At 69.7% G+C, this 22,186-nt stretch carries 28 protein-coding genes; 17 read left to right on the forward strand and 11 right to left on the reverse strand.

Features of this window, described 5'->3' with window-relative positions:
* Positions 1-28: 28 nt before the first annotated feature.
* Positions 29-1,159, forward strand: coding sequence for a YihY/virulence factor BrkB family protein (locus QTI17_RS00405; protein ID WP_286530287.1), 1,131 nt, complete (start codon positions 29-31; stop codon positions 1,157-1,159).
* Between the two features lie 15 nt (positions 1,160-1,174).
* On the opposite strand, the gene QTI17_RS00410 is transcribed toward QTI17_RS00405, so the two are convergent.
* Positions 1,175-1,378: a hypothetical protein gene (locus QTI17_RS00410; RefSeq protein WP_286530289.1), complete on the reverse strand. Its 204-nt coding sequence runs from the start codon at positions 1,376-1,378 to the stop codon at positions 1,175-1,177.
* Positions 1,379-1,737: 359 nt separating this feature from the next.
* Here QTI17_RS00410 and QTI17_RS00415 point away from each other — a divergent pair, with 359 nt between their 5' ends.
* From QTI17_RS00415 to QTI17_RS00425, 3 genes are all read left to right on the forward strand, one after another.
* Entirely contained in the window at positions 1,738-2,049 is a 312-nt protein-coding gene (locus QTI17_RS00415) for a plasmid stabilization protein (RefSeq protein WP_353506687.1), read from the forward strand.
* Between the two features lie 61 nt (positions 2,050-2,110).
* The gene (locus QTI17_RS00420; RefSeq protein ID WP_286530293.1) at positions 2,111-2,458 is read left to right on the forward strand and encodes a type II toxin-antitoxin system prevent-host-death family antitoxin; all 348 of its coding nucleotides are present in this window, start codon (positions 2,111-2,113) and stop codon (positions 2,456-2,458) included.
* Positions 2,458-3,114: an ATPase gene (locus QTI17_RS00425; protein ID WP_286530295.1), complete on the forward strand. Its 657-nt coding sequence runs from the start codon at positions 2,458-2,460 to the stop codon at positions 3,112-3,114. Before QTI17_RS00420 ends, QTI17_RS00425 begins: the two co-directional genes overlap by 1 nt.
* A gap of 6 nt (positions 3,115-3,120) precedes the next feature.
* Here the strand turns inward: QTI17_RS00425 and QTI17_RS00430 are convergent, their stop codons facing one another.
* On the reverse strand, positions 3,121-4,533 hold the full coding sequence (locus QTI17_RS00430) for a carotenoid oxygenase family protein (RefSeq protein ID WP_286530297.1): 1,413 nt from the start codon (positions 4,531-4,533) through the stop codon (positions 3,121-3,123).
* A gap of 116 nt (positions 4,534-4,649) precedes the next feature.
* Between QTI17_RS00430 and QTI17_RS00435 the strand changes: the two genes are divergently transcribed.
* The 3 genes from QTI17_RS00435 (at position 4,650) to QTI17_RS00445 (ending at position 8,612) form a co-directional block, all read left to right on the forward strand.
* The gene (locus QTI17_RS00435; protein ID WP_286530298.1) at positions 4,650-5,300 is read left to right on the forward strand and encodes a TetR/AcrR family transcriptional regulator; all 651 of its coding nucleotides are present in this window, start codon (positions 4,650-4,652) and stop codon (positions 5,298-5,300) included.
* Between the two features lie 76 nt (positions 5,301-5,376).
* Positions 5,377-7,188, forward strand: coding sequence for an FAD-binding oxidoreductase (locus QTI17_RS00440; protein ID WP_286530299.1), 1,812 nt, complete (start codon positions 5,377-5,379; stop codon positions 7,186-7,188).
* The gene (locus QTI17_RS00445; RefSeq protein ID WP_286530300.1) at positions 7,188-8,612 is read left to right on the forward strand and encodes a cytochrome P450; all 1,425 of its coding nucleotides are present in this window, start codon (positions 7,188-7,190) and stop codon (positions 8,610-8,612) included. The genes QTI17_RS00440 and QTI17_RS00445 overlap by 1 nt, the downstream gene beginning before the upstream one ends.
* Positions 8,613-8,616: 4 nt before the next feature.
* Here the strand turns inward: QTI17_RS00445 and QTI17_RS00450 are convergent, their stop codons facing one another.
* Both QTI17_RS00450 and QTI17_RS00455 read right to left on the reverse strand, forming a co-directional pair.
* Positions 8,617-9,051 (reverse strand): hypothetical protein, encoded by a 435-nt coding sequence (locus QTI17_RS00450; RefSeq protein ID WP_286530301.1) that lies wholly within the window; start codon positions 9,049-9,051, stop codon positions 8,617-8,619.
* A 6-nt stretch (positions 9,052-9,057) separates the two neighbouring features.
* Complete coding sequence (locus QTI17_RS00455) at positions 9,058-9,840, reverse strand: META domain-containing protein (RefSeq protein ID WP_286530302.1); 783 nt, start codon at positions 9,838-9,840, stop codon at positions 9,058-9,060.
* A gap of 118 nt (positions 9,841-9,958) precedes the next feature.
* Between QTI17_RS00455 and QTI17_RS00460 the strand changes: the two genes are divergently transcribed.
* From QTI17_RS00460 to QTI17_RS00475, 4 genes are all read left to right on the forward strand, one after another.
* Positions 9,959-10,789: a class I SAM-dependent methyltransferase gene (locus QTI17_RS00460; RefSeq protein ID WP_286530303.1), complete on the forward strand. Its 831-nt coding sequence runs from the start codon at positions 9,959-9,961 to the stop codon at positions 10,787-10,789.
* Between the two features lie 99 nt (positions 10,790-10,888).
* Positions 10,889-11,272, forward strand: coding sequence for a hypothetical protein (locus QTI17_RS00465; RefSeq protein ID WP_286530304.1), 384 nt, complete (start codon positions 10,889-10,891; stop codon positions 11,270-11,272).
* 11 nt (positions 11,273-11,283) lie between these two features.
* Complete coding sequence (locus QTI17_RS00470; protein WP_286526041.1) at positions 11,284-11,520, forward strand: YMGG-like glycine zipper-containing protein; 237 nt, start codon at positions 11,284-11,286, stop codon at positions 11,518-11,520.
* Positions 11,517-11,873, forward strand: a complete 357-nt coding sequence (locus QTI17_RS00475) for an SH3 domain-containing protein (protein WP_286530306.1) — start codon at positions 11,517-11,519, stop codon at positions 11,871-11,873. The genes QTI17_RS00470 and QTI17_RS00475 overlap by 4 nt, the downstream gene beginning before the upstream one ends.
* Before the next feature lie 13 nt (positions 11,874-11,886).
* On the opposite strand, the gene QTI17_RS00480 is transcribed toward QTI17_RS00475, so the two are convergent.
* The 3 genes from QTI17_RS00480 to QTI17_RS00490 form a co-directional block, all read right to left on the reverse strand.
* Positions 11,887-12,441, reverse strand: coding sequence for a hypothetical protein (locus tag QTI17_RS00480; RefSeq protein WP_286530308.1), 555 nt, complete (start codon positions 12,439-12,441; stop codon positions 11,887-11,889).
* A 168-nt stretch (positions 12,442-12,609) separates the two neighbouring features.
* The gene (locus tag QTI17_RS00485) at positions 12,610-13,107 is read right to left on the reverse strand and encodes an H-NS family nucleoid-associated regulatory protein (protein WP_286530310.1); all 498 of its coding nucleotides are present in this window, start codon (positions 13,105-13,107) and stop codon (positions 12,610-12,612) included.
* A 69-nt stretch (positions 13,108-13,176) separates the two neighbouring features.
* Entirely contained in the window at positions 13,177-13,704 is a 528-nt protein-coding gene (locus tag QTI17_RS00490; RefSeq protein WP_286530313.1) for a PadR family transcriptional regulator, read from the reverse strand.
* Positions 13,705-13,790: 86 nt separating this feature from the next.
* Between QTI17_RS00490 and QTI17_RS00495 the strand changes: the two genes are divergently transcribed.
* From QTI17_RS00495 to QTI17_RS00505, 3 genes are all read left to right on the forward strand, one after another.
* Positions 13,791-15,812, forward strand: coding sequence for an NADPH-dependent 2,4-dienoyl-CoA reductase (locus tag QTI17_RS00495; protein WP_286530315.1), 2,022 nt, complete (start codon positions 13,791-13,793; stop codon positions 15,810-15,812).
* Positions 15,813-15,846: 34 nt separating this feature from the next.
* On the forward strand, positions 15,847-16,287 hold the full coding sequence (locus QTI17_RS00500; RefSeq protein ID WP_286530317.1) for a nuclear transport factor 2 family protein: 441 nt from the start codon (positions 15,847-15,849) through the stop codon (positions 16,285-16,287).
* 62 nt (positions 16,288-16,349) lie between these two features.
* A complete protein-coding gene (locus tag QTI17_RS00505) occupies positions 16,350-16,850 on the forward strand; it encodes an SET domain-containing protein (RefSeq protein ID WP_286526025.1) in 501 nt (166 codons plus the stop codon).
* Positions 16,851-16,853: 3 nt separating this feature from the next.
* Here the strand turns inward: QTI17_RS00505 and QTI17_RS00510 are convergent, their stop codons facing one another.
* The 3 genes from QTI17_RS00510 to QTI17_RS00520 are packed head-to-tail and all read right to left on the reverse strand — an operon-like array spanning position 16,854 to position 19,215.
* On the reverse strand, positions 16,854-17,492 hold the full coding sequence (locus QTI17_RS00510; RefSeq protein ID WP_286530319.1) for an ABC transporter ATP-binding protein: 639 nt from the start codon (positions 17,490-17,492) through the stop codon (positions 16,854-16,856).
* Positions 17,489-18,613 carry a 3-deoxy-7-phosphoheptulonate synthase gene (locus QTI17_RS00515; RefSeq protein ID WP_286530321.1) on the reverse strand — a complete coding sequence of 375 codons (1,125 nt, stop codon included), beginning with the start codon at positions 18,611-18,613 and terminating at the stop codon, positions 17,489-17,491. The genes QTI17_RS00510 and QTI17_RS00515 overlap by 4 nt, the downstream gene beginning before the upstream one ends.
* 56 nt (positions 18,614-18,669) lie before the next feature.
* A complete protein-coding gene (locus tag QTI17_RS00520; protein ID WP_286530323.1) occupies positions 18,670-19,215 on the reverse strand; it encodes an RrF2 family transcriptional regulator in 546 nt (181 codons plus the stop codon).
* 53 nt (positions 19,216-19,268) lie between these two features.
* Here QTI17_RS00520 and QTI17_RS00525 point away from each other — a divergent pair, with 53 nt between their 5' ends.
* On the forward strand, positions 19,269-20,444 hold the full coding sequence (locus QTI17_RS00525) for an NnrS family protein (protein WP_286530325.1): 1,176 nt from the start codon (positions 19,269-19,271) through the stop codon (positions 20,442-20,444).
* A gap of 103 nt (positions 20,445-20,547) precedes the next feature.
* Positions 20,548-20,808 carry a hypothetical protein gene (locus tag QTI17_RS00530; RefSeq protein WP_286526013.1) on the forward strand — a complete coding sequence of 87 codons (261 nt, stop codon included), beginning with the start codon at positions 20,548-20,550 and terminating at the stop codon, positions 20,806-20,808.
* On the opposite strand, the gene QTI17_RS00535 is transcribed toward QTI17_RS00530, so the two are convergent.
* The gene (locus tag QTI17_RS00535) at positions 20,780-21,025 is read right to left on the reverse strand and encodes a hypothetical protein (RefSeq protein ID WP_286530327.1); all 246 of its coding nucleotides are present in this window, start codon (positions 21,023-21,025) and stop codon (positions 20,780-20,782) included. The genes QTI17_RS00530 and QTI17_RS00535 overlap by 29 nt on opposite strands.
* 195 nt (positions 21,026-21,220) lie before the next feature.
* On the opposite strand from QTI17_RS00535, the gene QTI17_RS00540 reads away from it, so the two are divergent.
* Positions 21,221-22,180, forward strand: coding sequence for a Bug family tripartite tricarboxylate transporter substrate binding protein (locus tag QTI17_RS00540; RefSeq protein WP_286530329.1), 960 nt, complete (start codon positions 21,221-21,223; stop codon positions 22,178-22,180).
* The last annotated feature ends 6 nt before the right edge of the window (positions 22,181-22,186 follow it).

Below are 22,186 nucleotides of genomic sequence, written 5' to 3' on the forward strand. Positions count from 1 at the left end.
GCGTCATCGAACTCCAGCGGGCCGCGTCATGAATTGGAAACAACTGTTCGCGCTTTGCCGCAAGGCCGTGGGCGCCTGGGCCGATGACTACGCGCCGAGCATGGGCGCCGCGATCTCCTACTACACGATCTTCTCGCTGGCCCCCCTGCTGGTGATCGTCATCGCCATCGCAGGCGCCCTGTTCGGGCGCGACGCTGCCCAGGCGCAGATCGTGGCCCAGGTCGCGGGGCTGGTCGGCCAGGAGGGCGCGACGGCCGTGGAAGCACTCCTGCGCAGCGTCGCGGATCCCGAGCGAGGCCGGATCGCCGGCATCATCAGCGCGATCGTCCTGCTGGTCGGCGCCACCACCGTCTTCGCGGAACTCCAGAGCGCGCTGGACCGCATCTGGCACGTTCCGGAAAGAGACAAGCCGTCGGGCGTCTGGTCGGTGCTGCGAGCCCGCCTGCTGTCGTTCGGCCTCATCCTGGGGCTGGCCTTCCTGCTGATGGTCTCGTTGATGGTCAGCGCCGGCCTGGCCGCCTTCGATGGCTGGTTCGGCGGCCTGCTGCCGGGCTGGGAGGCCGTGCTGCAGATTCTCAACGAGGTGATCTCCTTCGCGATCATCGCCCTGCTCTTCGCCATGATCTTCAAGCTCATGCCCACCGCGCCCATTGCCTGGCGCGACGTGTGGATCGGGGCCGCGGTGACCGCGATCCTGTTCGAGCTCGGCAAGTTCGCGATCGGCATGTACCTCGGCAAGAGCGGTGTCCGGGAATCGTTTGCCGCGGCCGGTTCGCTGGTGGTGCTGGTGGCCTGGGTCTACTACGCCGCCCAGATCTTTCTCCTGGGTGCCGAGTTCACGAAGGTCTACGCCGACTCGCACGGATCGCTGGCCGGCGTCAAGGCGCAGCAGGCCACCGAAATGGCGGCCGAAGTGGCCGAAGCCGGGACGTCGATCGTGGAGAACCGCACATTGGCCTCGACCGGGCCGCAAGAAGCGGAGGCCACAACCTTGGCCCTGGAAAGAGCGCGACGATTCCGCGAGCGGGCAACAGCCACGTTCGCGCGGCAAGTCATCGTGCTCGCGATTCTCGTCATCGCCAACGCCGCCGCGAAGCGATCCATCCAGCGACAACGCAGGCGCCTCGCCGCCAGCAGGAAAAATCTTCGGGCAGATTGACCCGATGGATTCGCCTCAGGCCTGGCGCTTTTCGATCCAATGGGTGGCCGGGCCATGCAGGCGATTGCCAAGCTCCACGGCCCGGACGAGCCTTTCCCTGTTGACGCGGTTGTCGGGGATCCACAGGTGGTCGCATCCCCCGTCAGGCTCAAGGCCTTGGAACACTTCTTCTGAGCGGCGAAGCCTGATCTCGGTGAGTGCTCGCAACGTCGTCTTCACTGCAAAACTCCTCAAATAAGGAAGGTGCGCATCAACTCGCCATGCGCGTGGCACCGACATGGGGCGACATTCAGATGGCTCACAGTGGGCGGCGTCACGCACTGTCCACTGACGGCGCGCCGGTAACCGTAGGACCTCAGCCTGGGCTCGTGTCGGAGGCGGTTCAGCGGCCAGCACGATAGCCGCAAATCCTGATTTCTCGCGCATTCGACACCTCGTGCCTTAAGCGTACCTGAACGCCGAATCGACCCATCGCTGCTCTGCCAGTCCGCTCTGACGCGGATCGCCTCTCGCCGCCTACCCGCAGGTGGCGCAGTGCGAGCAAGAAACGGGCCTTGCTCAACCAGAAGGAAGCGATCATGCCCAAGGGTGACAAGTCGTCCTATACGGACAAGCAAAAGCGCCAAGCCGAGCACATCGAGAAAGGCTACGAACACCGCGGTGTCGGCAAGGGCGAGGCCGAACGGCGCGCCTGGGCGACGGTGAACGCCGAGACCGGGGGCGGCAAGAAAAGCGGCAGCGGACGCGGCCAAGCCGAAGACCACGCGCCGGCCCGCAAGGGCGGTCGATTGGGCGGTGCGGCGACGGCCTCGCGCTCTGCCGCGGAGCGCTCCGCGTCGGCAAGAAAGGCTGCCGCGACCCGCAAGCGCAACGCGGAACACCGCAGCTGAGCCTGCCAGCGTCACAATTTGTCTATTTTTGCCATAATGGCCACTCCACCCGGAGTCGCCCATGATCACCACCTTGCCCGCTCTCCACGACCTGCCGCGCCAGAACGCCTCGCAGGTCAAGAACAAGTGGGGCGAGGTCGTGCGCCAGGTTCGCCAGAGCGGCAGCGTGGCCATCACCAACCATGCCGCGGTCGAAATGGTGCTGCTCGACGCCGCGACCTACCAGCAGCTGACCGAAGACCTGCAGACGCTCGGTGCCCGCGAGCAGACGGTGCTCGCGGAGCTGTCGGCCCGCTTCGACAGCCGCCTGGCCGTGCTGCAGCAGCCTGAGGCGGCCCAGCAGGTGGGCGATCTGTTCGCGGCCCGCGGCCGGTCGGCCCGGCGTCCGAAGGCCGGCGCCTCGTTCTGATGGCCGCCGCGGCCGGCGCGGCGCGGCCCTTCGTGCTGGTGCTTGCCGGCGTCAATGGCGCCGGCAAGAGTTCGGTCGGCGGCGCCCTGCTCGCCGAGCACGGCCTGGCTTGGTACAACCCCGACAGCTACGCGCGCGAACTGGTCGGCCAGCTCGGCCTCGAGGTCGAGGATGCCAACGGCCGCGCCTGGGAACATGGCCGCGCCCAGTTCGCCGCCGCCATCGACGGCCGCCGCAACCATGCCTTCGAGACCACGCTCGGCGCCAGCACCATCCCCGGACTGCTCGCGCAGGCCGCGCGCAGCCACGACGTGGTCATGATCTTCTGCGGCCTCGCCACGGCCGAGATGCACCTGCGGCGGGTCCAGGCCCGGGTGGCCGCCGGCGGCCACGACATCCCGGCCGGCAAGATCCGCGAGCGCTGGACCCGGTCGCGCATGAACCTGATCCGCCTGATGCCGCTGCTGGCCCGCCTGCAGGTCTTCGACAACAGCGCCGAGGCGGCTCCGGGCGAGGCGATTCCCGACCCGGTGCTGTTGCTCGAGATGTCCGGTGGCCGGCTGCTGTTCCCCGCCGCCGACGAGGCGGCGGCGCTGGCGGCGACGCCCGACTGGGCGCGGCCGATCCTGCAGGCGGCGATCGAGCAGCAGGGCTGAGCGCCCTCAGCGCGGGAAGTCGGCCCCGAACCAGTTGCCGTGGAAGCCGTCCGGCACCCGGTGCGGGAGCGACGCGATGCACAGCGGCCCGGCCGCCACGTGGCGGGCATCGAACACCGCCAGGTCGCTGGTGTGGGTCGCCCCGCGCCAGACGGTGGCGAGGATCCAGCCATCGCCCTCTTCCGCATCCGCGCCGCGCGGCACGAACACCGGCTCGGACATGCGGTCGGGCGGCTCGAAGGTGTAGACGTCGGGGCGCGGCGCGGCATGGTCGACGTGGACGAGGCGCGCCTGCATGCGCAGCAGGCCATCGGCGCCCGGCGCATGCCCGGCGAACCAGCCGTGGCGATAGGGCAGGCCGGCACGGCGTTCGTCGATGCGCGGGAACTCGCCCGGGATTTCTTCCAGCACCGTCTGGCTGAATTCCCGGCTGGCCTGCGCGAGGTCGAACTGCCAGCGCACCAGCCGCGCCGGCTCGCGCGCATCGCCGGCCGGCGAGCCGTCGGGCCACGGGAACAGCGGCGGCCGGGCGAACTGCATGACGTCGGCGAACACCCGGCCATCGGCCTCCCAGGCATTCATGACGTGGAACACGTAGCAGGCCGGGCCGCGCCACCAGACGATGTCGGCCGTGCTGCCGCCGCGCGGCATCAGGCCGACGCGGGTGCCGTACTCCGGCTCCCAGGCGAAAGGCGGGCGGCCGGACTGCGCCCGCTCGCGGCTGGCGGTCAAGGGCATGATGGGGAACAGCACATGGCCGGCGCTGACCGCGAAGTCGTGCACCATGCTGGCGTAGGGCGCCTCGAACTCTTCCCGCCGGATCACCTCGCCCGCGCGCGAGATCACGCCGAAGCTCATGCCGCTGGAGAGCGACTCGGGCGTGCCATAGCCGAAGAACAGCAGCTCACCGGTGTGCGGATCGGTCTTGGGATGCGCCGTGACCCGGTGCTTCAGCCCGCCCGCGAAATCGTCGGGGCCCAGGGTCTCGAGCGTGGCGAGGTCGACCGCCATCGGCAGGTGTGCCTCTTCGAGCGCCAGCATGCGTCCGGCATGGCCGATCACGTTCGTGTTGGCCGCGCCGTCGTCGGCGATCGGTGCCTCGCCCTCGGGCAGCTCGATCTTCAGGCCGACGGTCGGGTTGCAGCCGGTGCGCCGCGCCAGCGCCCACTGGCCGGTGCGCACCCAGCGGTTGCGGTAGCCGACCCTGCCCTCGTCGATGTGGAACGCATGCAGCATGCCGTCGCCCGTGAACCAATGGGCGCGCGGATCCGGCACCACGGGATTGGGCCCGTTGCGCACCAGCGTGCCGCGCAGGCCTGCCGGCAAGGCGCCCCGCAGCGGCAGCGACGCCAGCTCGGTCTCGAAGTCGATCGGCATCATGTTGGGAGGCGGGCCGCGGCGGGGGGTGGCTTCGTCCATCGGGATCTCCTGGCGCTGGGATTATCTTTCCAATGGAAATATGCATGTGCGAATGCACACTGTCAATCTATTTTTCCAGTGTTAAGATTTTCCCCGACATCCGCTGCGCAGTTTCCATGGCCACCGCCTCCACCCCCGCTGTTCCAGAATCCAGGCCCTACCACCACGGCGGACTGCCGCTGACCCTGCTGGCGGCGGCCGAAACGGTACTGGTGCGGGACGGCATCGCCGGCCTGGGCCTGCGGGCCATCGCGCGCGAGGCGGGGGTGTCGCACACTGCGCCCAGACACCACTTCGGCGACACCACGGGCTTGCTGAGCGATCTGGCGGCGGTCGGCTTCCAGCGCCTGCGCGACGCGATGCTGGCGGCCATGGACGGCGTCGCCGACCGGCGCGAGCGCCGCCACGCCATCGCCCATGCCTATGTGCACTTCGCGCACGACAACCCCGCGCTGTTCGGCCTGATGTTCCGCAACGAGATCATCGACATGCGCCGGCCCTCGCTGTCGCAGGCCGCGAAAGCCGCGATGCAGGTGATGGCGCCGACCATCGGCGAGGCGCCCTCCGCCGGCGCGGACGCGCTCTCGGCGTCGGACGCGATGCGGGTGACCGCGGCCTGGGCCTATGTGCATGGCCTCGCGACGCTGCTCATCGACCAGCGGCTGCACGGCGTGCTCAAGGCTTCCCCCGGTTTCCGCGACCCGCTGGCGCTGGTCGACGCGGTGCTCGAGAACGTGGCACTGGCCGCGGAACCGGCGTCCCGCTGAAGGCAAGACGTCGCACCGCGTGTTCGGCATACTTCAGCCCGCCCGACCCATGCAGTCCTCGACCAAGGCATTCCCCATGCGCAGAAGACGTCTGGTGCAACTCGCCGCCGCGACCCCTTTCGCCACCCCCTGGGGTCTGCTGGCGCCAGCACGCGCGGCCGCCGCGGCCGGCCGGGTGCGACCGGGCGACCCCGACTGGCCGAGCGACGCGCAATGGCAGCGCTTCGGCGAACGGTTGGGCGGCGACGCGCTGGTCAAGGTGCAGTCGCCGTTCACGCCCTGCCTCGAGGCACCCGCCGGACCCGCCTGCACGCAGTTCTTCAAGGCGGTGCGCAACCCCTATTTCCTCGGTGACGAGATCGGCCTGACGCAGACCCTCGGCTGGGTCGGCGCCTGGACCTCCAGCCCGAGCGTCCATGCGATGGCCGCGCGCAGCACCGCCGACGTCGCCGCCGCGATCGACTTCGCGCGCGACCATCGGCTGCGGCTGGTGGTCAAGGGCGGCGGCCACAGCTACCAAGGCACCTCCAGCGCGCCCGATTCCCTGCTGGTCTGGACCCGCCGGATGAACCAGGTCCTGCTCCATGACGCCTTCGTCGGCAAGGGCTGCGAAGGCCGAGCGGCGCCGGTGCGGGCCGTCTCTGTCGGCGCCGGCGCGGTCTGGGCCCATGTCTATGACGCGGTCACCACCCGCGGCGGCGGCTACGTGCAGGGCGGCGGCTGCATGACGGTCGGCGTCGCCGGTCTGGTGCAGAGCGGGGGCTTCGGGAGCTTCTCGAAGGCCTACGGCCTGGCCTCGGGCAGCCTGCTGGAGGCCGAGGTGGTCACCGCCGACGGCCAGGTGCGGATCGCCAACGCCTGCAGCGAGCCGGAGCTGTTCTGGGGCCTCAAGGGCGGCGGTGGCGGCAGCCTCGGCGTGGTCACCCGCCTGACCTTGAAGGTGCATGCGCTCCCCGAATCATTCGGTGCGGTCAACCTCACGATCAAGGCTTCATCGGCGCCGGCCTTTCGCCGCCTGGTCGGCCTGGTCGTCGACTTCTATGCCGCCGCGCTGCACAACCCGCACTGGGGCGAACAGATCCGCCTGCGGCCCGACAACACGCTGCGCGTCGCGATGGTGTTCCAGGGCCTGTCTCGCGCCGAGGCCCAGGCCGTCTGGAAGCCCTTTCTCGATGCCGTCGACGCCGCGCCCGAGGCCTTCGAGACCGAGTACTCGCCGCTCAGGATCGTCTCGACCTCGGCGCGCGATTTCTGGTCCCCGACGCTGTTCAAGCGCATGTTCGGCTTCATCAGCACCGACGACCGGCCCGGCGCGCCGGACGGCAACGTGTTCTGGCCGGGCGACCAGCGCCAGGCCGGCCAGGTGCTGCACGGCTACCAGTCGGCCTGGCTGCCGGCGGCGCTGCTGCAGCCGGAGCGGCGCAGCGCCCTGTGTGACGCGTTGTTCGCCGCCAGCCGGCACTGGGGGGTGTCGCTGCACGTCAACAAGGGACTGGCCGGCGCACCGGCCGAGGCCCTGGCCGCCGCCCGCGACACCGCGATGAACCCGGCCGTGCTCGACGCCTTCGCGCTTGCGATCGGCGGCGCCGACGGGCCGCCGGCCTTTCCCGGCGTCGCGGGGCACGAGCCCGACGCCGCGATGGCACAGCGCCAGGCGGCGGCGATCGGCCGGGCTTTCGACGAACTGCGCCGGCTGGTCCCGCAACCCGGCTCCTACCTGTCGGAGAGCAACTACTTCGAGCCCGACTGGCAGCGTTCCTTCTGGGGCGGCAACTATCCGCGGCTGCTCGCGGTCAAGGAACGCTACGACCCCGACGGCCTCTTCTTCGTCCACCACGGCGTCGGCAGCGAGCGCTGGAGCGCCGACGGATTCACAAGGAAAGCATGATGGAAACCACGGCCCTGCGCCACATCGACGACCTGCCGGGACCCCGCGGCGCCCCGCTGATCGGCAACCTGCTGCAGATCGACACCTCGCGCATGCACCAGCAGCTGGAGCAGTGGTGCCGCGAATTCGGTCCCTTCTTCAAGCTTCGGATGGGGCGCCGCAGGCTGCTCATCGTCGGCGACCACGAGGCGGTGGCCACCACGCTGCGCGACCGCCCCGACGGCTTCAAGCGCACCACCCGCTTCGAGGCCGTGGCCAGCGAGATGGGGCTGAAGCCGGGAGTCTTCGGCGCCAACGGCGAAGACTGGCGGCGGCAGCGGCGCATGGTGATGGCCAGCTTCGATCCGGCGCACGTGCGGCACTATTTCCCCTCGTTGCAGAAGGTCGCCGAGCGGCTGGTCGGCCGATGGCAGGCGGCCGCCCGACGCGGCGACGCGATCGACCTCCAGCCTGACCTGATGCGCTACACCGTCGACACGATCGCCGGGCTCGCGTTCGGCGCCGAGGTCAACACGCTGGAGTCCGACGGCGACGTGATCCAGCAGCACCTCGACAAGATCTTCCCGGCCCTCGTGCGCCGCATGCTGGCGCCGCTGCCGACCTGGCGCCTGCTGCCCAGCCGGGCCGACCGCGAGCTCAAGCACGGCGTGGAGGCGGTCAACGAGGCGGTGGCGCAGTTCATCGCCGACGCGCGCGGCCGGATGGCGGCCGACCCGGCGCTGCGCACCCACCCGACCAACCTGCTCGAAGCGATGATCGCGGCCGCCGACCAGCCCGGCAGCGGCATCACCGACCTGCAGGTGGCGGGCAACGTGTTCACGATGCTGCTGGCCGGCGAGGACACGACCGCCAACACCATCGCCTGGATGATCGACCTGCTGTGGCGCCATCCGGCGGCGCTGAAGCGCGCCACCGACGAGGTGCGCGGCCTGCTTGGCGACACGCGCTGCCCGAGCTTCGACCAGCTGGCGCAGCTCGATTACGTCGAGGCCTGCGCGCACGAGACGATGCGCCTCAAGCCGGTGGCGCCGATCCTCGCCTTGCAGGCCGAGCGCGACACCCGGGTCGGCGACGTGCAGGTGCCGACCGGCACGGTGGTGATCAACCTGATGCGCGTCGACAGCGTCAGCGACGCCCACCTGTCGAGCGCTTCGGCCTTCGAGCCGGAGCGCTGGCTCGCCGAGGGGCCGGCCGCCGCCGTGGCCGGCAATGCGAAGCGCATCTCGATGCCCTTCGGTGCCGGACCCCGCATGTGCCCGGGCCGCTACCTCGCACTGCTCGAAATGAAGATGGCGATGGCGCAGCTGCTGAACTGCTTTGACATCACCAGTGTCGAGACGCCCGACGGCCAGCCGGCGCGCGAGCATCTCGCCTTCACGATGACCCCGGTAGGTCTTCGGATGCGGCTGCGCGCGCGCGGCTGATTGCTCAGGGCTTCTGGCGTTCCGGCGCGTCGGCGTTGCCGCCGCGCGAGAACGTGCCTTCCTTGTTGGCCGCCGCATTCGCGGAGCGGCGCTTGGCGGTGGCGGCCTGGCGCTCGGCGCGCGGGTGCGAGGGCGCGGTCAGGGGATTGGCCTGGGCCTCGCCCATCTGCGGGCCGCGCGCGGCCTGGCCACCGCTCGCGCGCCGCTCGGTGCGTGCTTCGGAGCGCTCCGCCGGCGTCGTCTTCGCCGCCGGCGGCGCCTTGCCTTGAGCGGGATCGACTTCGCCGCTGCTCTGCGCCATCGCCGCGCCGGCGATCAGTTGGATCAAAGCTGCACCGACCAGGGGAACGATTTTTCTCATGCAAACCTTCATGTGTTGAAAACCACCCGCTAATTTGCAGGTCAGGGCATGGTGCCAAGTCCGCCAGGTGATGTCCATTCGGGCCTACTCGCGGCTCCCGATCAGTGTCCGCTCGCCGTCCGGCCGATGCATGTCGAGGAAGGCGCCGCTGAAGGCCCAGGTCGTGGTCGACCTGAGTGCCGCGATGAACTCGCGCTCCTGCTGCATCACGCCCTCCCCGGGGCAGGTCCTGCGCGTGGTGGCCACCGGCCCGACGCTGACCTGGCCGCCGTTGACGCTGTAGCTGGCGCGCAGGCTGTTGCAACCGCCGAAGCCCTTGACGACGCCATCGCCGAAGGCCAGCGTCAGCGTGGTGCCGGCCAGCGGGCTCACGACCGCCTGCCGCCCGTTGTTGAAGCCGGTGATGTTCGAGCGCAGACCGACCAGCGCCGGCGCCGGTTCGGCCTTGAAGGCCAGCACGGCTTCTCCGTGATCCGAGAGCAGGCTCAGCCGGTCATCGGTGCGCACCGGCCGGAACGCGCCCGCCAGCGCCCGGTGCACGGCCGTCTCCAGCGCCATCGACGCCGGATCACAGGCCATCATGGAGCCGGCCAGCGGTCCGATCACGAGGCGGCCCTGCTTGAAGGCATAGCTGCCGAAGTAGCGGTTGCAGCCCGAGAAGCCATCGACGCGGCCGTCCTTGAAGCGGGCCGTGACCGAGCCCGGACCGCTCGGCAGCGCCGCGGCATCGATGCCGCGCAGGTCGGTGAGGCGCCAGGTCGGACCCTCGATGGTCGGGGGCGCGGCGGCCAGCGGCTGCGCCCCGCAGGCCACGCCCGCGGCGAGCGCCGCCGTCGAGATCAGAGCACGGCTGAATGGCTTCGTCATTTCGCTTTTCCATGACATTCGAGGGTTCGGACCGGCATCTTAGTCAGGCCGTGCAGCGACGGCTCGACTCCCCTCGATAGGGGACGACGATCTCATCCCGAGACGCCCCAATGATGTCATGCAGGAGACTTCGCAGCGACGGCGCAAGGTGCGCGAACTGGCGGCCACGGATGTGGCCAGGCTTTGGGAAGACAACGCCGATGCGTGGGCTCGACAGGCCCGGCTCGGCGTCGACGTCTTCCGCGACCTCCTCAACACGCCCGCCTTTCTCGCGCTGCTGCCGCCGATCGCCGGCCTGCGCGGCCTGGACGTCGGTTGCGGCGAAGGCGCCAACACGCGGCAGCTTGCCGGGCTCGGCGCGAAGATGTCGGCCGTCGACATCGCACCCACCTTCGTGCGCTACGCGCAGGCCAGCGAAGCCTGCGACCCGCTCGGCATCGACTACGCCATCGGCGACGCGATGCAGCTGCCGTTCGACGATGGCGCCTTCGAATTCGTCACCGCCTTCATGTCCCTGATGGACATGCCGGACCCGGGACGCGCACTGCGGGAGATTCGCCGCGTACTGCAGCCCGGTGGCTTCGTGCAGTTCTCCATCCTGCATCCGTGCTTCGTGCCGCCGCGCCGCAGGGTGCTGCGCAATCGCAAGGGCAAGGCGCGCGCGATCGAGATCGGCGACTACTTCGAATCGACCGAGGGACGCGTGGACTGCTGGTGGTTCTCGACGCTCACAGGCAAGGAACGCCACGAGGTCGCGCCCTTTCGAACGCCGATCTTCCACCGCACGCTGAGCCAGTGGTTCGACCTTCTTGCCGCGGCCGGGCTGGTCGTCGAGAAGCTGGGCGAGCCCACGGCCGGCACGGGCCCGCATGCGAACCATCCCGTGATCGAAGACACCCGCGTGGCGCCGATGTCGCTGCACGTGCGCGCCCGGCGCACCGGCGACTGATCGCCTCGGCGACCCTTCTTCGATGTGTTTGACAGGCGTCGAAACCCCAGCGCAATATCGACGCCGACCCGCATCCAACGTCCACTTGAGGAGAACGCGATGACACTGAAACTTCGGCTGCGTGCGACGCTGGCCGCCACCTGCATGTCATTGGCGATGGCGGCCTTGCCCGCCCGCGCCGCCGATCTGCCGCTGGTCACCGGCGAGCAATGGACCGCCTCGAGCGAGGCCGTCAAGAAAGCCTACCTGGTCGGCATCGCCAACCTGGTGCAGGTCCAGACCGCGTACTTCGCCGCCAACCCGCCGACCGATGCGCAGAACTTCGTGCCGCGCCTCGCCAGGGGCATGCAGGGCCAGACGCTCGACAGCGTGCGCGAAGGTCTCGACCGCTGGTATGCGGCCAACCCGACCAAGCTGAAGCGGCCGGTGCTCGACACCCTCTGGTTCGAGATGGCCCTGCCCGGCCTGCAGAAGAACAAGTAACGGAGAGCGACATGAAACGACTTCACTGGATGGCGATCGTCGCGGCGATCGCGCTGATGGCAGGCTGCACCGACATGACGCCGCAGCAACAGGGAACCATGAGCGGGGCGGCGATCGGCGCGGCGGGCGGCGCCGGCATCGCGGCCATCTCGGGCGGCGACGCCTGGACCGGTGCCGCCATCGGCGGCCTCGCCGGCGGCGTGGCCGGCAACATCAGGGGCGGCAGGCAGCAGCAGATGGGCTGGTGAGGCCGGTGGCGGCGCCGCAGGCCAAGCGCTTCGTCCTGGCGGCGCTGCTGCTGCTGCCGCTGTCGGCGCTCGCGCTGAGCACTTCGACCACGCGCGCAGTCAACATGCGCACCGGGCCCGATCGCTTCTTCGAAGTCATGACGGTGCTGCCCGCACGCACCTCGGTCCGGGTGACGGGCTGCATCGCCAGCTGGCGCTGGTGCCAGGTGGTCACGCGGCGTCACCGGGGCTGGGTGGATTCACGCTACCTGCAGGATCCGGTTCGCGGACGGGTCCCGGTCGTCGACGACCGGGGATCGTCGCGGCCACCGCCGGCGCGGCAGAGAGACACGCCGGTCCGGCCCGCCGGCTAGCCAGCCGCCGGACTCAGCGCTCGACGCGCGGCTTCAAGGTCGTGAAGTCGAGGAACGCCGTCTGCTCGAAAGACTCGTCCCGCTCGGGTGCCGGCTCCGGCTTGGCGAAATCCATGAAATCAGTCGGCTCGAAGCTGATGTCGCGGCGGGGCGCAACCGGCGCCCGCGCATGCCGCTCCTTGGCACTCTCGCGCAGCCGGGCGAGGTCGGCGCGGACCTCCTCGAGCGAACGCATGGTCTTGGCCGGCGACTGCGCTTCGGCTGCCTTGGCCACGATCGGCGCCGCAGCCACGGCAGGCACCGGAGCGGGGAAGACGGGCATGACGACCGCCGGCACGTCGACCGGCTTCGGCGCCTCGCGCACCGGCATCGACGCATCGGACGCGATCGGCATCGGCCGGGAGGCCACCGTCCTCGGCGGTGTCGGCATCGGCGTCTCGGGCCGCAGCCGCGGTGCGGCCGACGCCACCACGCGCGGCGCCGAACGCACCGTCCGGCGCCGGCCGAACAGGAGCCGAAGGCGACTGCGGAGTCGATGCAATGTTCCGAGGAAGGGCGTAGCTTTCATGGGGCGGGGCGAGCGGGATTGAAGCGATTGTGAAACGACCTCAATGAAGCCGAAAGAGTTACAACTCGCTGTATACCGTGATTTGCGCACAAATGCACGGAACCGTTCAGGACTCTGTCGCCTTTCGCGCGACAAGTGCCACCCCCGCGTCCCCGGAACGCCGTCCGGTCAGCCGGCCAGGTCGCTCAGGGTCTTGCCTTGGGCCAGCGCTTCCTTGAGCCAACGGGGCTGCGGACCCCGGCCGGTCCACGAATGGCCGGCATCGTCGCGGTAGACCACGGTCGACGGGCGGCGCTGCGCGCGGGCCGCCTTCCCGGCAGGTGGCGCGGCTTTTGCGGGCGCGCCCGAGACCCGGAAGTCTTCGAGGGCGCGGCCGGCCGCCAGTGCCTCGCGCAGCCAGCGGGGACGGGGGCCGCGTCCCGACCAGTCGCGGCCGGCACCGTCGCTGTAGCGGGTCCCCGTCGCACTCGACTTCCTGCTGCCCCGCGCCGCCTTGGGGCTGGCACCCGAGCCGCCGCCGAAGCCCAATTGCTGCGCAGTCAATCCGTAGTGGGAGATCGCGACCTTGATCCGATCGATCACGCCGGCGACCTCCTTGTCGCGCAGACTGTCGGCCTGGCGCTGAAGCAATGCGATCTTCTTTTGAATCTGAGCGTATGTCGTCATAGGCACTACTACCCTGTGATTGAGAAAGGAGCCATAGCTTAGTCCCTGTGCCGCCCGGGCCGATTCCGCCTACCTGCCGAGCACCTTCAAGGCGTTCTTCGACCACTCGACCCACATGCTCTCCAGCAAGATTCCGGCCTGCAGCACCAGGTGCTGCACCTGCCTCTGGCGCGAGTCCGCGGTGTCGGCGAAATCACGTGCTTCGATCTCGCGATAGACCGAGAGATTGCGCCGATGGATCGCCAGCCGCCGGACGATCTCCTTGTCGAGTCCGGTCGCCCCCAGTGCGGCGTCGGCGCGCAGGCGGACCATCAAGGTGTCGCGCAAGGGCGTGGGGTCTTCGATCTCGAGCACCCAGCGCTTCAGTTCCTTGCGCCCGGCGGGAAGGATCTTGTAGGTGCGCTTGCGGCCCCTGCCCTGCTCGGCCGGCAACGACTGCACCCAGCCCGAATCTTCGAGCCGCGCGAGCTCACGGTAGATCTGCTGGTGCGTGGCCTGCCAGAAATAGGCGATGGATCGGTCGAAGCGGCCCGCGAGTTCGGACCCGGATCCGGGCCGCTCGACCAGCGCGGTCAACAAGGCGTGGGGCAATGACATCGAGCGCGATTGTAAATGCAACCAGTTGCATGAACGAGCGAACTCGGGCATATTTATGCAACCCGTTGCATAGACATGAGACCCCGATGAACCACTACCCCCACCTGATGAAGCCGATGGAGCTGGGCTTCACCTCGCTCAAGAACCGCGTGCTCATGGGCTCGATGCACGTCGGCCTCGAAGAAGCCCCGCAGGGCTTCGAGCGCATGGCGGCCTTCTATGCCGAGCGCGCGCGCGGCGAGGTCGGCCTGATCGTGACCGGCGGCATCTCGCCCAACGAGCGCGGCCGCCCGATGAAGCACGGCGCGGTGCTCGCCACCGAGCAGGAGGCCGATCGCCACCGCCTCATCACGCAGGCGGTGCATGCCGAAGGCGGCCGGATCGCGATGCAGATCCTGCACTTCGGCCGCTATTCGTACCAGCCTTCGCTGGTGGCGCCGAGTGCGCTGCAGGCGCCCATCAACCCCTTCGTGCCGCATCCATTGAGCAGCGAGGAGGTCGAACAGACGATCGAGGACTTCGTGCAGTGCGCCGCACTCGCGCGGCACGCGGGCTACGACGGCGTCGAGATCATGGGCTCCGAGGGCTACCTGATCAACGAGTTCATCGCGGCCCGCACCAACCACCGCGACGACGAATGGGGCGGCGACTACGCCCGGCGGATGCGCTTCCCGGTGGAGATCGTGCGCCGGGTGCGCGAACGGGTCGGCGAGCGCTTCATCATCGTCTACCGGCTCTCGATGCTCGACCTGGTCGAGGGCGGCTCGACGCTGGCCGAAGTCATCGAACTGGCCCAGGCGATCGAGCGGGCCGGCGCCACCATCATCAACACCGGCATCGGCTGGCACGAGGCGCGCATCCCGACGATCGCCACCAAGGTGCCGCGCGGCGCCTACGCCTGGGTCACCCAGCGGCTGATGGGCAAGGTCGGCATCCCGCTGGTGGCGACCAACCGCATCAACACGCCCGAAGTCGCCGAGCGTCTGCTGGCCGAAGGCTGCTGCGACATGGTCTCGATGGCCCGGCCGCTGCTCGCCGATGCCTTCTTCGTGCGCAAGGCGCGCGAGGGCCGCGGCGACGAGATCAACACCTGCATCGGCTGCAACCAGGCCTGCCTCGATCACACCTTCGCGGGCAAGATCACCTCGTGCCTGGTCAACCCGCGTGCCTGCCACGAGACCGAACTGCGGATCGATGCGACGCCCCAGCCCAGGCGCATCGCCGTCGTCGGCGCCGGGCCGGCCGGCCTGAGTTTCGCGGTGACCGCCGCCGAGCGGGGCCACGCGGTGACGCTGTTCGAATCCGCGGGCGAGATCGGCGGCCAGTTCAACATCGCCAGGAAGGTGCCCGGCAAGGAGGAGTTCAACGAGACGCTGCGCTACTTCCGGCGCCAGATCGAACTTCGCGGGGTGCAATTGCGATTGAACACGCGGGTCGGGGCCGAGGCGCTGAAGAACGGCGGCTTCGACGACATCGTGCTGGCCACCGGCATCGTGCCGCGGGTGCCGGCGATCGAGGGCATCGACCATCCGAAGGTGCTCGGCTACCTCGACGTGCTGCGCGACGGCAGGGAAGTGGGCGACAGCGTGGCGGTGGTCGGCGCCGGCGGCATCGGCTTCGACGTCAGCGAGTTCCTGCTGCACGAAGGCGAAAGCCCGAGCATGGCGCCCGAGAAGTTCTACGCCGAGTGGGGCGTCGACACCGCCTACGCCGAGCCCGGCGGCCTGCGCGCCCCGCGGATGGCGCAGGCGCCGCGCAAGGTCGCGCTGCTGCAGCGCAAGGAGAGCAAGGTCGGCGACCAGCTCGGCAAGACCACCGGCTGGATCCACCGGACCTCGCTCAAGGCCAGGCGCGTGTCGATGACGCCCGGCGTCGGCTACCGGCGCATCGACGATGCCGGCCTGCACATCACGGTCGACGGCCAGGACCGCCTGATCGCCGCCGACCACGTGGTGATCTGCGCCGGGCAGGAGCCGCAGCGCGAGCTCTACCAGGAACTGCAGGCGCAGGGCTTGCGCGTGCACCTGATCGGCGGCGCCGACGTGGCCACCGAACTCGACGCCAAGCGCGCCATCGACCAGGGCACGCGGCTCGCCGCGAGCATCTGATCCGTTTCACGAACCTCAGGACAGGAGACTCTCGATGACTTCGAACCTCACCCGGCTGAAGCCGGCCGTCGCCACCTCCCTCGCCGCCTGGCACGACATGATCGCCCGCCGCGACCTGAGCCAGCTGGCGACCATCGTGCATCCCGATGCATCGTTCCGCTCGCCGATGGCGTTCAACGCGTATGCGCCGGCCGAAGCCGTGCTGCTGGTGCTCGGCACCGTCATCGACGTGTTCGAGGACTTCGCCTACCACCGCGAGCTGGCCAGCGACGACGGCCTGAACGTGGTGCTGGAGTTCAGCGCCCGCGTCGGCGACAAGAAGCTCAAGGGCATCGATCTGGTCCGGTTCGACGAACACGGAAAGATCGTCGAGTTCGAGGTCATGGTGCGGCCGCTGAGCGGCCTGCAGGCGCTCGGGCAGGCCATGGGCGAGCGCCTCGGCGCCAAGCTGCCGGCGTTCAAGAGCCCGGCCTGAGCGGGTACGATGCGGGCCCGCGGCGCTCCTGCGCTCCGCACTCGCCCTCCGACCCGCCCGCCATGACCGCCGCCAGAAAGCCCGCTTCCTCCACGCCTTGCCTGCGGGTGTCGCCCAGCGGCGTCCACGGACTCGGCGCCTTCGCCACCCGGGACCTGCCCGCCCAGGCCCTGCTGGGCCTCTACGAGGGCCGCCGCTACACCGCCGAACAGGTCGCCGCCCGCAAGTGGAACGACCAGCTCACCTATCTGTTCATGCTCTCCAACGAGGAGATCATCGACGGCGGCAAGGGCGGCAACGCCACCCGCCACCTGAACCATTCGTGCAACCCGAACTGCGAGGCGGTGGAGGAATACGACGAGGCGGGCCGCCTCGAGCTCAGGTTCCAGACCCTGGTGCCGGTGGAGGCCGGCGACGAGCTCTTCATCGACTACGGCCTCACGGCCGACGACGGCTCATCGCCTTCGGACTATCCGTGCCACTGCGGTGCCGAGAACTGCCGCGGCACGATGCTGGACCTGGCGCCCGAAGCCGAGCCGCATCCCGGCCTGGTGGCGCGATAGCGTTCAGCGCAACGGCAGCGCGAGGGTCGCGGCCAGCGGCAGCGCATCGATGCGTTCGCCGCTCGCGACCACGACGGCCCGGCCCTGCGACACCTCGGCCAGGGTGCGCCAGAGGCAGCGGATCGAGGCCGCATCGAGACCGCCGGTCGGCTCGTCGAGCAGCAGCAGCGGCCGGCTCGACGCCAGCGCGGCCGCCAGCCAGACCTTGCGCTTCGAGCCGGTCGACAGCATGAACATCGACTTCTCGAGGTGCGGCGCGAGTGCGAACCCGTCGACCACGCGCTGCCAGAGTGCCGCGTCGAAGCCGGCGTCGCCCTCGCGCAGCGCGGCCGTGCACGCAGACACCGTCAATGGATCGAAGGCGTCGGTCGCAGGATCGACGAAGAAGACGCTGCGGCGATAGCGCTCGGGGTCTTGGTCCAGCCGGACGCCGTCCAGACTCAATTGACCGCGCGCGGCCAGGGTCCCGGCCAGCACCCGCAACAAGGTGGACTTGCCGCTGCCGGTGTCGCCGTGCAGCAGCGTCACGCCGGCGCCGATCGACGCCGCCCACCCCGTGGCGAGCGCCGGCTGGCCCGGATAGGCGAAGCCGAGATCGCGGATGTCGAGCACCGGTCGCTCGCCGGCCTGCTCGCGCGTCACGCTTTCGACAGGCGCCGCCGCGCCTTGACCGCGCTCGCCAGCCCTTCGAGCACCGGCACCGTCTGCGCGAAGCCGATGCAGGCATCGGTGATCGAGACGCCGTGCTTGAGCGGGACGCCCGGCTTCAGGTCCTGCCGGCCTTCTTCGAGATGGCTCTCGATCATCACGCCGGTGATGCGGCGCTCGCCGGCCGCGATCTGCGCCGCCACGTCACCGGCCACCACGATCTGCCGCTGGTGCTGCTTGCTGCTGTTGCCATGCGAGACGTCGATCATGACCTGGGGCCGGAGGCCGTTCGCCAGCAGCGCCTCGCAGCTGGCCGCCACGTCGGCGGCCGAATAGTTGGGGGCCTTGCCGCCGCGCAGGATCACGTGGCAGTCGTCGTTGCCGCGGGTCTCGAAGATCGCCGCCATGCCCATCTTGGTCATGCCCATGAAGGCATGCGGCGCGCGGGCCGCGAGGATGGCGTCGGCCGCGACCTTGACGCTGCCGTCGGTGCCGTTCTTGAAGCCGACCGGGCAGCTCAGGCCCGAGGCCAGCTGGCGATGGCTCTGGCTCTCGGTGGTGCGCGCGCCGATGGCACCCCAGGCGATCAGGTCGGCAATGAACTGCGGGCTCAGCAAGTCGAGGAACTCGGTACCGGTCGGCAGGCCCAGGGTGGTGAGTTCGAGCAGCAGGCGCCGCGCGCGCTCCAGGCCCTCGTTGATCGCGAAGCTGCCGTCCAGGTGCGGGTCGTTGATGTAGCCCTTCCAGCCCACGGTGGTGCGCGGCTTCTCGAAGTAGGCGCGCATCACGATCAGCAGGTCGTCCTGCAGCGAATCGGCCACCACCTTGAGGCGCTGCGCGTATTCGATCGCCTGGCCGTGGTCATGGATCGAACAGGGGCCGACCACGACCACCAGCCGGTCGTCGCGGCCATGCAGCACGTCGGCGATCGCGGCGCGGCTGCCCTCGACCAGCGCCAGCGTGTTGTCGCGCACCGGCACGCGCTCCTGCAGCAGCGCGGGGGTCATGAGCGGGCGCACGGCGCCGATGCGCACGTCGTCGATCCGCGTGGTATCGAGGGTGCTGTCGCGGGAGCCGATTTCGGCATCGTGGAGGGGATCGTCGAGACGGGACATGGTCGTGGCTGTGAGAGTCGAACGGAATTTCCCCGATTGTCCTCCGGACCGCGCCTTCAGCCGGCGCGTCTGCCCCGCGGGCGGGCGGGGGCGGGTTCGCTCAGCAGCGCCTGGGCGACGCCCGGCACGACCTCGATGCTGGGCGGCCGCACCGGCGCCTGCCAGGTGACCGCCTGCCACAGCGGCAGCACCATCAGCGCCGGGCTGGCGTTCGCCAGGTCGGCCAGGCTGTAGCGGTCGAGTTCGTCGACGAAGGCCTGCATCGCGCGCGCCAGCACCGCGGCCAGTTCGCAGCCGCCGGTCAGCACGCAGCGGTTGTCGTCGCCGAAGCACTCGACCAGCGCGAAATCGCTCTCGAGGTGGCGCACGATGGTGCCGATCCTGAGCTTCGAAGGATGTGCCGCCAGCCGCATCCCGCCGTTGCGCCCGCGGACGGTCTCGACCCAGCCCGACTTGCCCAGCAGATGGGTGACTTTCATGAGATGCGCGTTCGAGATGTCGAAGGCCTTCGACAGATCGGCGATCGTGACCAGCGAATCGGTGCGGGTCGCCAGCACCAGCAGCACGCGCAGGGAGTAGTCGGTGAAGAGCGTCAGTCTCATAAGCTGCATTTTACGTATTGCTTTGAAGTCGCGCCGACTATAAGATACATGTCATGTATATGTTAAAGACACCCCCACCGACGGGCCTGCCGCTGCTGCGGCTGGCCTTCCGCCCCTTCTACCTCGGCGCGGCGGTCGCCGGCGTGGCCTGGATGGCGCTGTGGGCGGCACTCCTGAGCGGCCATGCCGCACTGCCGAACCGGCTGCCGCCGATCTACTGGCATGCGCACGAGATGCTGTTCGGCTTCGTCGCCGCCGTGATCGTCGGTTTCCTGCTGACCGCGGGCAAGGTCTGGACCGGTCTGCAGACCCCGCGCGGTGCGCCGCTGGCGGCCCTCTGGCTGCTCTGGCTGGCGGGGCGCATCGCCTCGGTGGCGGCGCCGGCGCCGGTCTTCGCGGCGATCGACACCCTGTTTCTGGTCGCCGCCGCGCTGGTCTTCGCCACCCTGATCCTGCGCGCGCGCAACACGCGCAACCTCAAGGTGGTGGTGGTGCTGGCGCTGCTGGCAGCCGCCAATGCGGCTTTCCACCTGGGGTCCATCGGCGTGTCCTGGGCCGATCCGATGCGCGCGCTGCATGCCGGCCTGGCGCTGGTCGTGATCCTGGTCTCGATCGTCGCCGGCCGCGTGATACCGGCCTTCACCCAGAGCGTCACCCCGGGCCTGCGGATCACCGAGCCGCGCTGGCTGACGCCGGCGGCCATCGGTTGCACGGCGCTGGGCCTCGCGCTTTGGGTCGCAGGATCCTTCGCCGCGCTCGGTGCCGCCACGCTGGCCGTCGCTGCCATCCTGCAGGCGCTGCGACTCGGCCGCTGGGCGCCGGCGGCGAGCCGGCGGCGGCCGATCCTGTGGGTGCTTCACGCCTCCTATGCGTGGCTGCCGGCCGGCCTGGCGCTGCTGGCTGCCGCCGAGGCCGGCTGGATCGGCAGCGCCGCCGGCGTGCACGCGCTGGCGGTCGGCTGCATCGGCGGCCTGGTCATCGGCATGATGACCCGGACTGCCCGCGGCCACACCGGCCGGGACCTGACGGCCTCGCGCAACGAGATCGCGGCCTATGCGCTGGTGATGGCGGCGGCGCTGGTGCGGGTGGCCGCCCCTGGGCTGCCGCCGCAGTGGCAAGGCACGGCGCTGTTCGTCGCGGCGGGTGCGTGGACGCTGGCGTTCGCGCTCTTCCTCGCCCAGTTCTCGCCGTGGCTCGCCAGCCCGCGGGCGGACGGCCGCGATGGCTGACCGGCGCCGCAAATAGGGCTTGCCGGCGTGATCTTTTTCCTTGGCGCGCCTGCGCGGCTTCGATTCAATCCCATGCCAGCACATGAGTTTGAACCCATCGCACATGAAGCCTGACCTCAGCCTCGTCATCGAAGAACCCATCGCCGGCCACTACTACTGGATGGTCGTGCGACCCGGCGGATGGCTGCGACTGGGGCCTTGCGAGGTGGTCGATGCGGGCAGCGGGCCGCTGCCGTCCTACCAGGCGGCGCAGGCGGCGGGCAACCGGGTGCTGGCCAGCTTCCAGCCGGTGGTCGAGCGGCCGACGCCGAGCGGCTTCGGCGGCGCCTGGGACATCATGACGATTCCGGGTGCGCTGACCTGACGCGGCCTTCCGCCAGCGCCGCGTGCAGGGCATCGACCGCCTGCCGCCAGGCCTGGACCGCTGCGCGCTGTTCGGCATCCGCCTCCCGCTCTTCCTGCGGCACCTTGGCGGCGTCGCGCATGTGGCGCTCCTGCAACGGCAGGCGGCGGGCTGGAAACGGCGGCAACGGGATGCCGGCCTTGCGAAGGATCTTTTCTTTCCGGTGACGGGTGAGCATGGCGAGGCGCTGAGGGTTTCTACCCCCAGTCTCGGGCCAAGCGCCGCCCGGCCGAATAGTGCATTTGCATCATTGCGCAGGACATGCTTCCCATGCCAGCGATGTCCCAATTTCCCAAGTGAATGTCCCAGATTCGCAAGTCGCGGCAGGGCTTGAAGTCGCAAACTTGCGGTCAATCACAACGGAGACACCGCGATGCAACTGCATGTTCGAGCCGCCGCCGCGGCACTGGGAATGACCCTCGCCTGCGCGGCCTGGGCGTGGCCCGAGAAACCCATCAAGCTCGTCGTCGCCGCCCCGGCGGGCGGCACCATGGACATCGTGGCCCGCGTGGTGGGACAGCAGTTGTCCAGCGACACCGGGCAGCCCGTGGTGGTGGAAAACAAGCCCGGCGCGGGCGCGGCGATCGGGATCCAGGCCATGCTGCAGGCGCCCGCCGATGGTTACACCCTGGCCATCACGGCGAGCAACGCACTGGCTGAGATTCCGCACGTGATGAAGCCGCCCTACGACCCGCTGAAGGACGTGCTGCCCATTGCCTCGCTGGCGCGCTCGGGCGTGGTGCTGGTCACTTCCGCCACGGTGGCGGCGACCGACTTCAAGGGTCTGCTGGCCTCACTGCGGACCCGCAAGGGCAGCGGCACCTATGCCAGCTACAGCCCTGGCACCGTCTCGCACTACGCGGGGCTGATCCTGAGCGACAAGGCCGGGCTGGACCTTCAGCATGTGGGCTATCCGGGCTCCCCGCCGGCGTTGCAGCATGTGCTCGGCGGGCAGGTGGACATGATGTTCGACGGCATGCTCACTTCCGTGCCGCTCATCAAGGCGGGCAAGCTGCGGGCCTACGCCTTCTCCGGGGCCAGGCGCTCGCAGCATCTGCCTGAGGTTCCCACGATGACAGAGCTGGGCTATCCCGAAATCCAGTTCATGGGCTGGGTGGGAATGATCGGATCGCCCAAGCTCAAGGCCGAGTTGCTGGCCCAGATCCAGAAGGCCGTGGCCAAGGCCGCAGGCGCTCCCGCCGTGCGACAGAAGCTGCTCGACGTGGGCCTGGAGCCTGAGATCAACACCGACACGCCCGCGCTGCAGCGCGAAACGCGCGAGATGTCCGAGCGCAACGCCGCCATCGTGCGCAAGTACGAGATCAGGATGTGACGGGGG

Origin of the sequence: Variovorax sp. J31P179 (assembly GCF_030316985.1) — a bacterium.
In the GTDB taxonomy this organism is placed as follows: Bacteria; Pseudomonadota; Gammaproteobacteria; order Burkholderiales; family Burkholderiaceae_C; genus Variovorax; species Variovorax ginsengisoli_B.

What these genes read in the sequence shown, in the direction of transcription:
- QTI17_RS00480 (WP_286530308.1), bottom strand. Translation starts at nt 12,441, where the DNA reads ATGAAAGCTACGCCCTTCCTCGGAACATTGCATCGACTCCGCAGTCGC.
- QTI17_RS00525 (WP_286530325.1), top strand. Translation starts at nt 19,269, where the DNA reads ATGTATATGTTAAAGACACCCCCACCGACGGGCCTGCCGCTGCTGCGG.
- QTI17_RS00490 (WP_286530313.1), bottom strand. Translation starts at nt 13,704, where the DNA reads ATGTCATTGCCCCACGCCTTGTTGACCGCGCTGGTCGAGCGGCCCGGA.
- QTI17_RS00450 (WP_286530301.1), bottom strand. Translation starts at nt 9,051, where the DNA reads ATGGACATCACCTGGCGGACTTGGCACCATGCCCTGACCTGCAAATTA.
- QTI17_RS00540 (WP_286530329.1), top strand. Translation starts at nt 21,221, where the DNA reads ATGCAACTGCATGTTCGAGCCGCCGCCGCGGCACTGGGAATGACCCTC.
- QTI17_RS00405 (WP_286530287.1), top strand. Translation starts at nt 29, where the DNA reads ATGAATTGGAAACAACTGTTCGCGCTTTGCCGCAAGGCCGTGGGCGCC.
- QTI17_RS00445 (WP_286530300.1), top strand. Translation starts at nt 7,188, where the DNA reads ATGGAAACCACGGCCCTGCGCCACATCGACGACCTGCCGGGACCCCGC.
- QTI17_RS00530 (WP_286526013.1), top strand. Translation starts at nt 20,548, where the DNA reads ATGAAGCCTGACCTCAGCCTCGTCATCGAAGAACCCATCGCCGGCCAC.
- QTI17_RS00515 (WP_286530321.1), bottom strand. Translation starts at nt 18,613, where the DNA reads ATGTCCCGTCTCGACGATCCCCTCCACGATGCCGAAATCGGCTCCCGC.
- QTI17_RS00430 (WP_286530297.1), bottom strand. Translation starts at nt 4,533, where the DNA reads ATGGACGAAGCCACCCCCCGCCGCGGCCCGCCTCCCAACATGATGCCG.
- QTI17_RS00500 (WP_286530317.1), top strand. Translation starts at nt 15,847, where the DNA reads ATGACTTCGAACCTCACCCGGCTGAAGCCGGCCGTCGCCACCTCCCTC.
- QTI17_RS00415 (WP_353506687.1), top strand. Translation starts at nt 1,738, where the DNA reads ATGCCCAAGGGTGACAAGTCGTCCTATACGGACAAGCAAAAGCGCCAA.
- QTI17_RS00485 (WP_286530310.1), bottom strand. Translation starts at nt 13,107, where the DNA reads ATGACGACATACGCTCAGATTCAAAAGAAGATCGCATTGCTTCAGCGC.
- QTI17_RS00495 (WP_286530315.1), top strand. Translation starts at nt 13,791, where the DNA reads ATGAACCACTACCCCCACCTGATGAAGCCGATGGAGCTGGGCTTCACC.
- QTI17_RS00435 (WP_286530298.1), top strand. Translation starts at nt 4,650, where the DNA reads ATGGCCACCGCCTCCACCCCCGCTGTTCCAGAATCCAGGCCCTACCAC.
- QTI17_RS00520 (WP_286530323.1), bottom strand. Translation starts at nt 19,215, where the DNA reads ATGAGACTGACGCTCTTCACCGACTACTCCCTGCGCGTGCTGCTGGTG.
- QTI17_RS00440 (WP_286530299.1), top strand. Translation starts at nt 5,377, where the DNA reads ATGCGCAGAAGACGTCTGGTGCAACTCGCCGCCGCGACCCCTTTCGCC.
- QTI17_RS00455 (WP_286530302.1), bottom strand. Translation starts at nt 9,840, where the DNA reads ATGACGAAGCCATTCAGCCGTGCTCTGATCTCGACGGCGGCGCTCGCC.
- QTI17_RS00425 (WP_286530295.1), top strand. Translation starts at nt 2,458, where the DNA reads ATGGCCGCCGCGGCCGGCGCGGCGCGGCCCTTCGTGCTGGTGCTTGCC.
- QTI17_RS00535 (WP_286530327.1), bottom strand. Translation starts at nt 21,025, where the DNA reads ATGCTCACCCGTCACCGGAAAGAAAAGATCCTTCGCAAGGCCGGCATC.
- QTI17_RS00465 (WP_286530304.1), top strand. Translation starts at nt 10,889, where the DNA reads ATGACACTGAAACTTCGGCTGCGTGCGACGCTGGCCGCCACCTGCATG.
- QTI17_RS00460 (WP_286530303.1), top strand. Translation starts at nt 9,959, where the DNA reads ATGCAGGAGACTTCGCAGCGACGGCGCAAGGTGCGCGAACTGGCGGCC.
- QTI17_RS00420 (WP_286530293.1), top strand. Translation starts at nt 2,111, where the DNA reads ATGATCACCACCTTGCCCGCTCTCCACGACCTGCCGCGCCAGAACGCC.
- QTI17_RS00470 (WP_286526041.1), top strand. Translation starts at nt 11,284, where the DNA reads ATGAAACGACTTCACTGGATGGCGATCGTCGCGGCGATCGCGCTGATG.
- QTI17_RS00505 (WP_286526025.1), top strand. Translation starts at nt 16,350, where the DNA reads ATGACCGCCGCCAGAAAGCCCGCTTCCTCCACGCCTTGCCTGCGGGTG.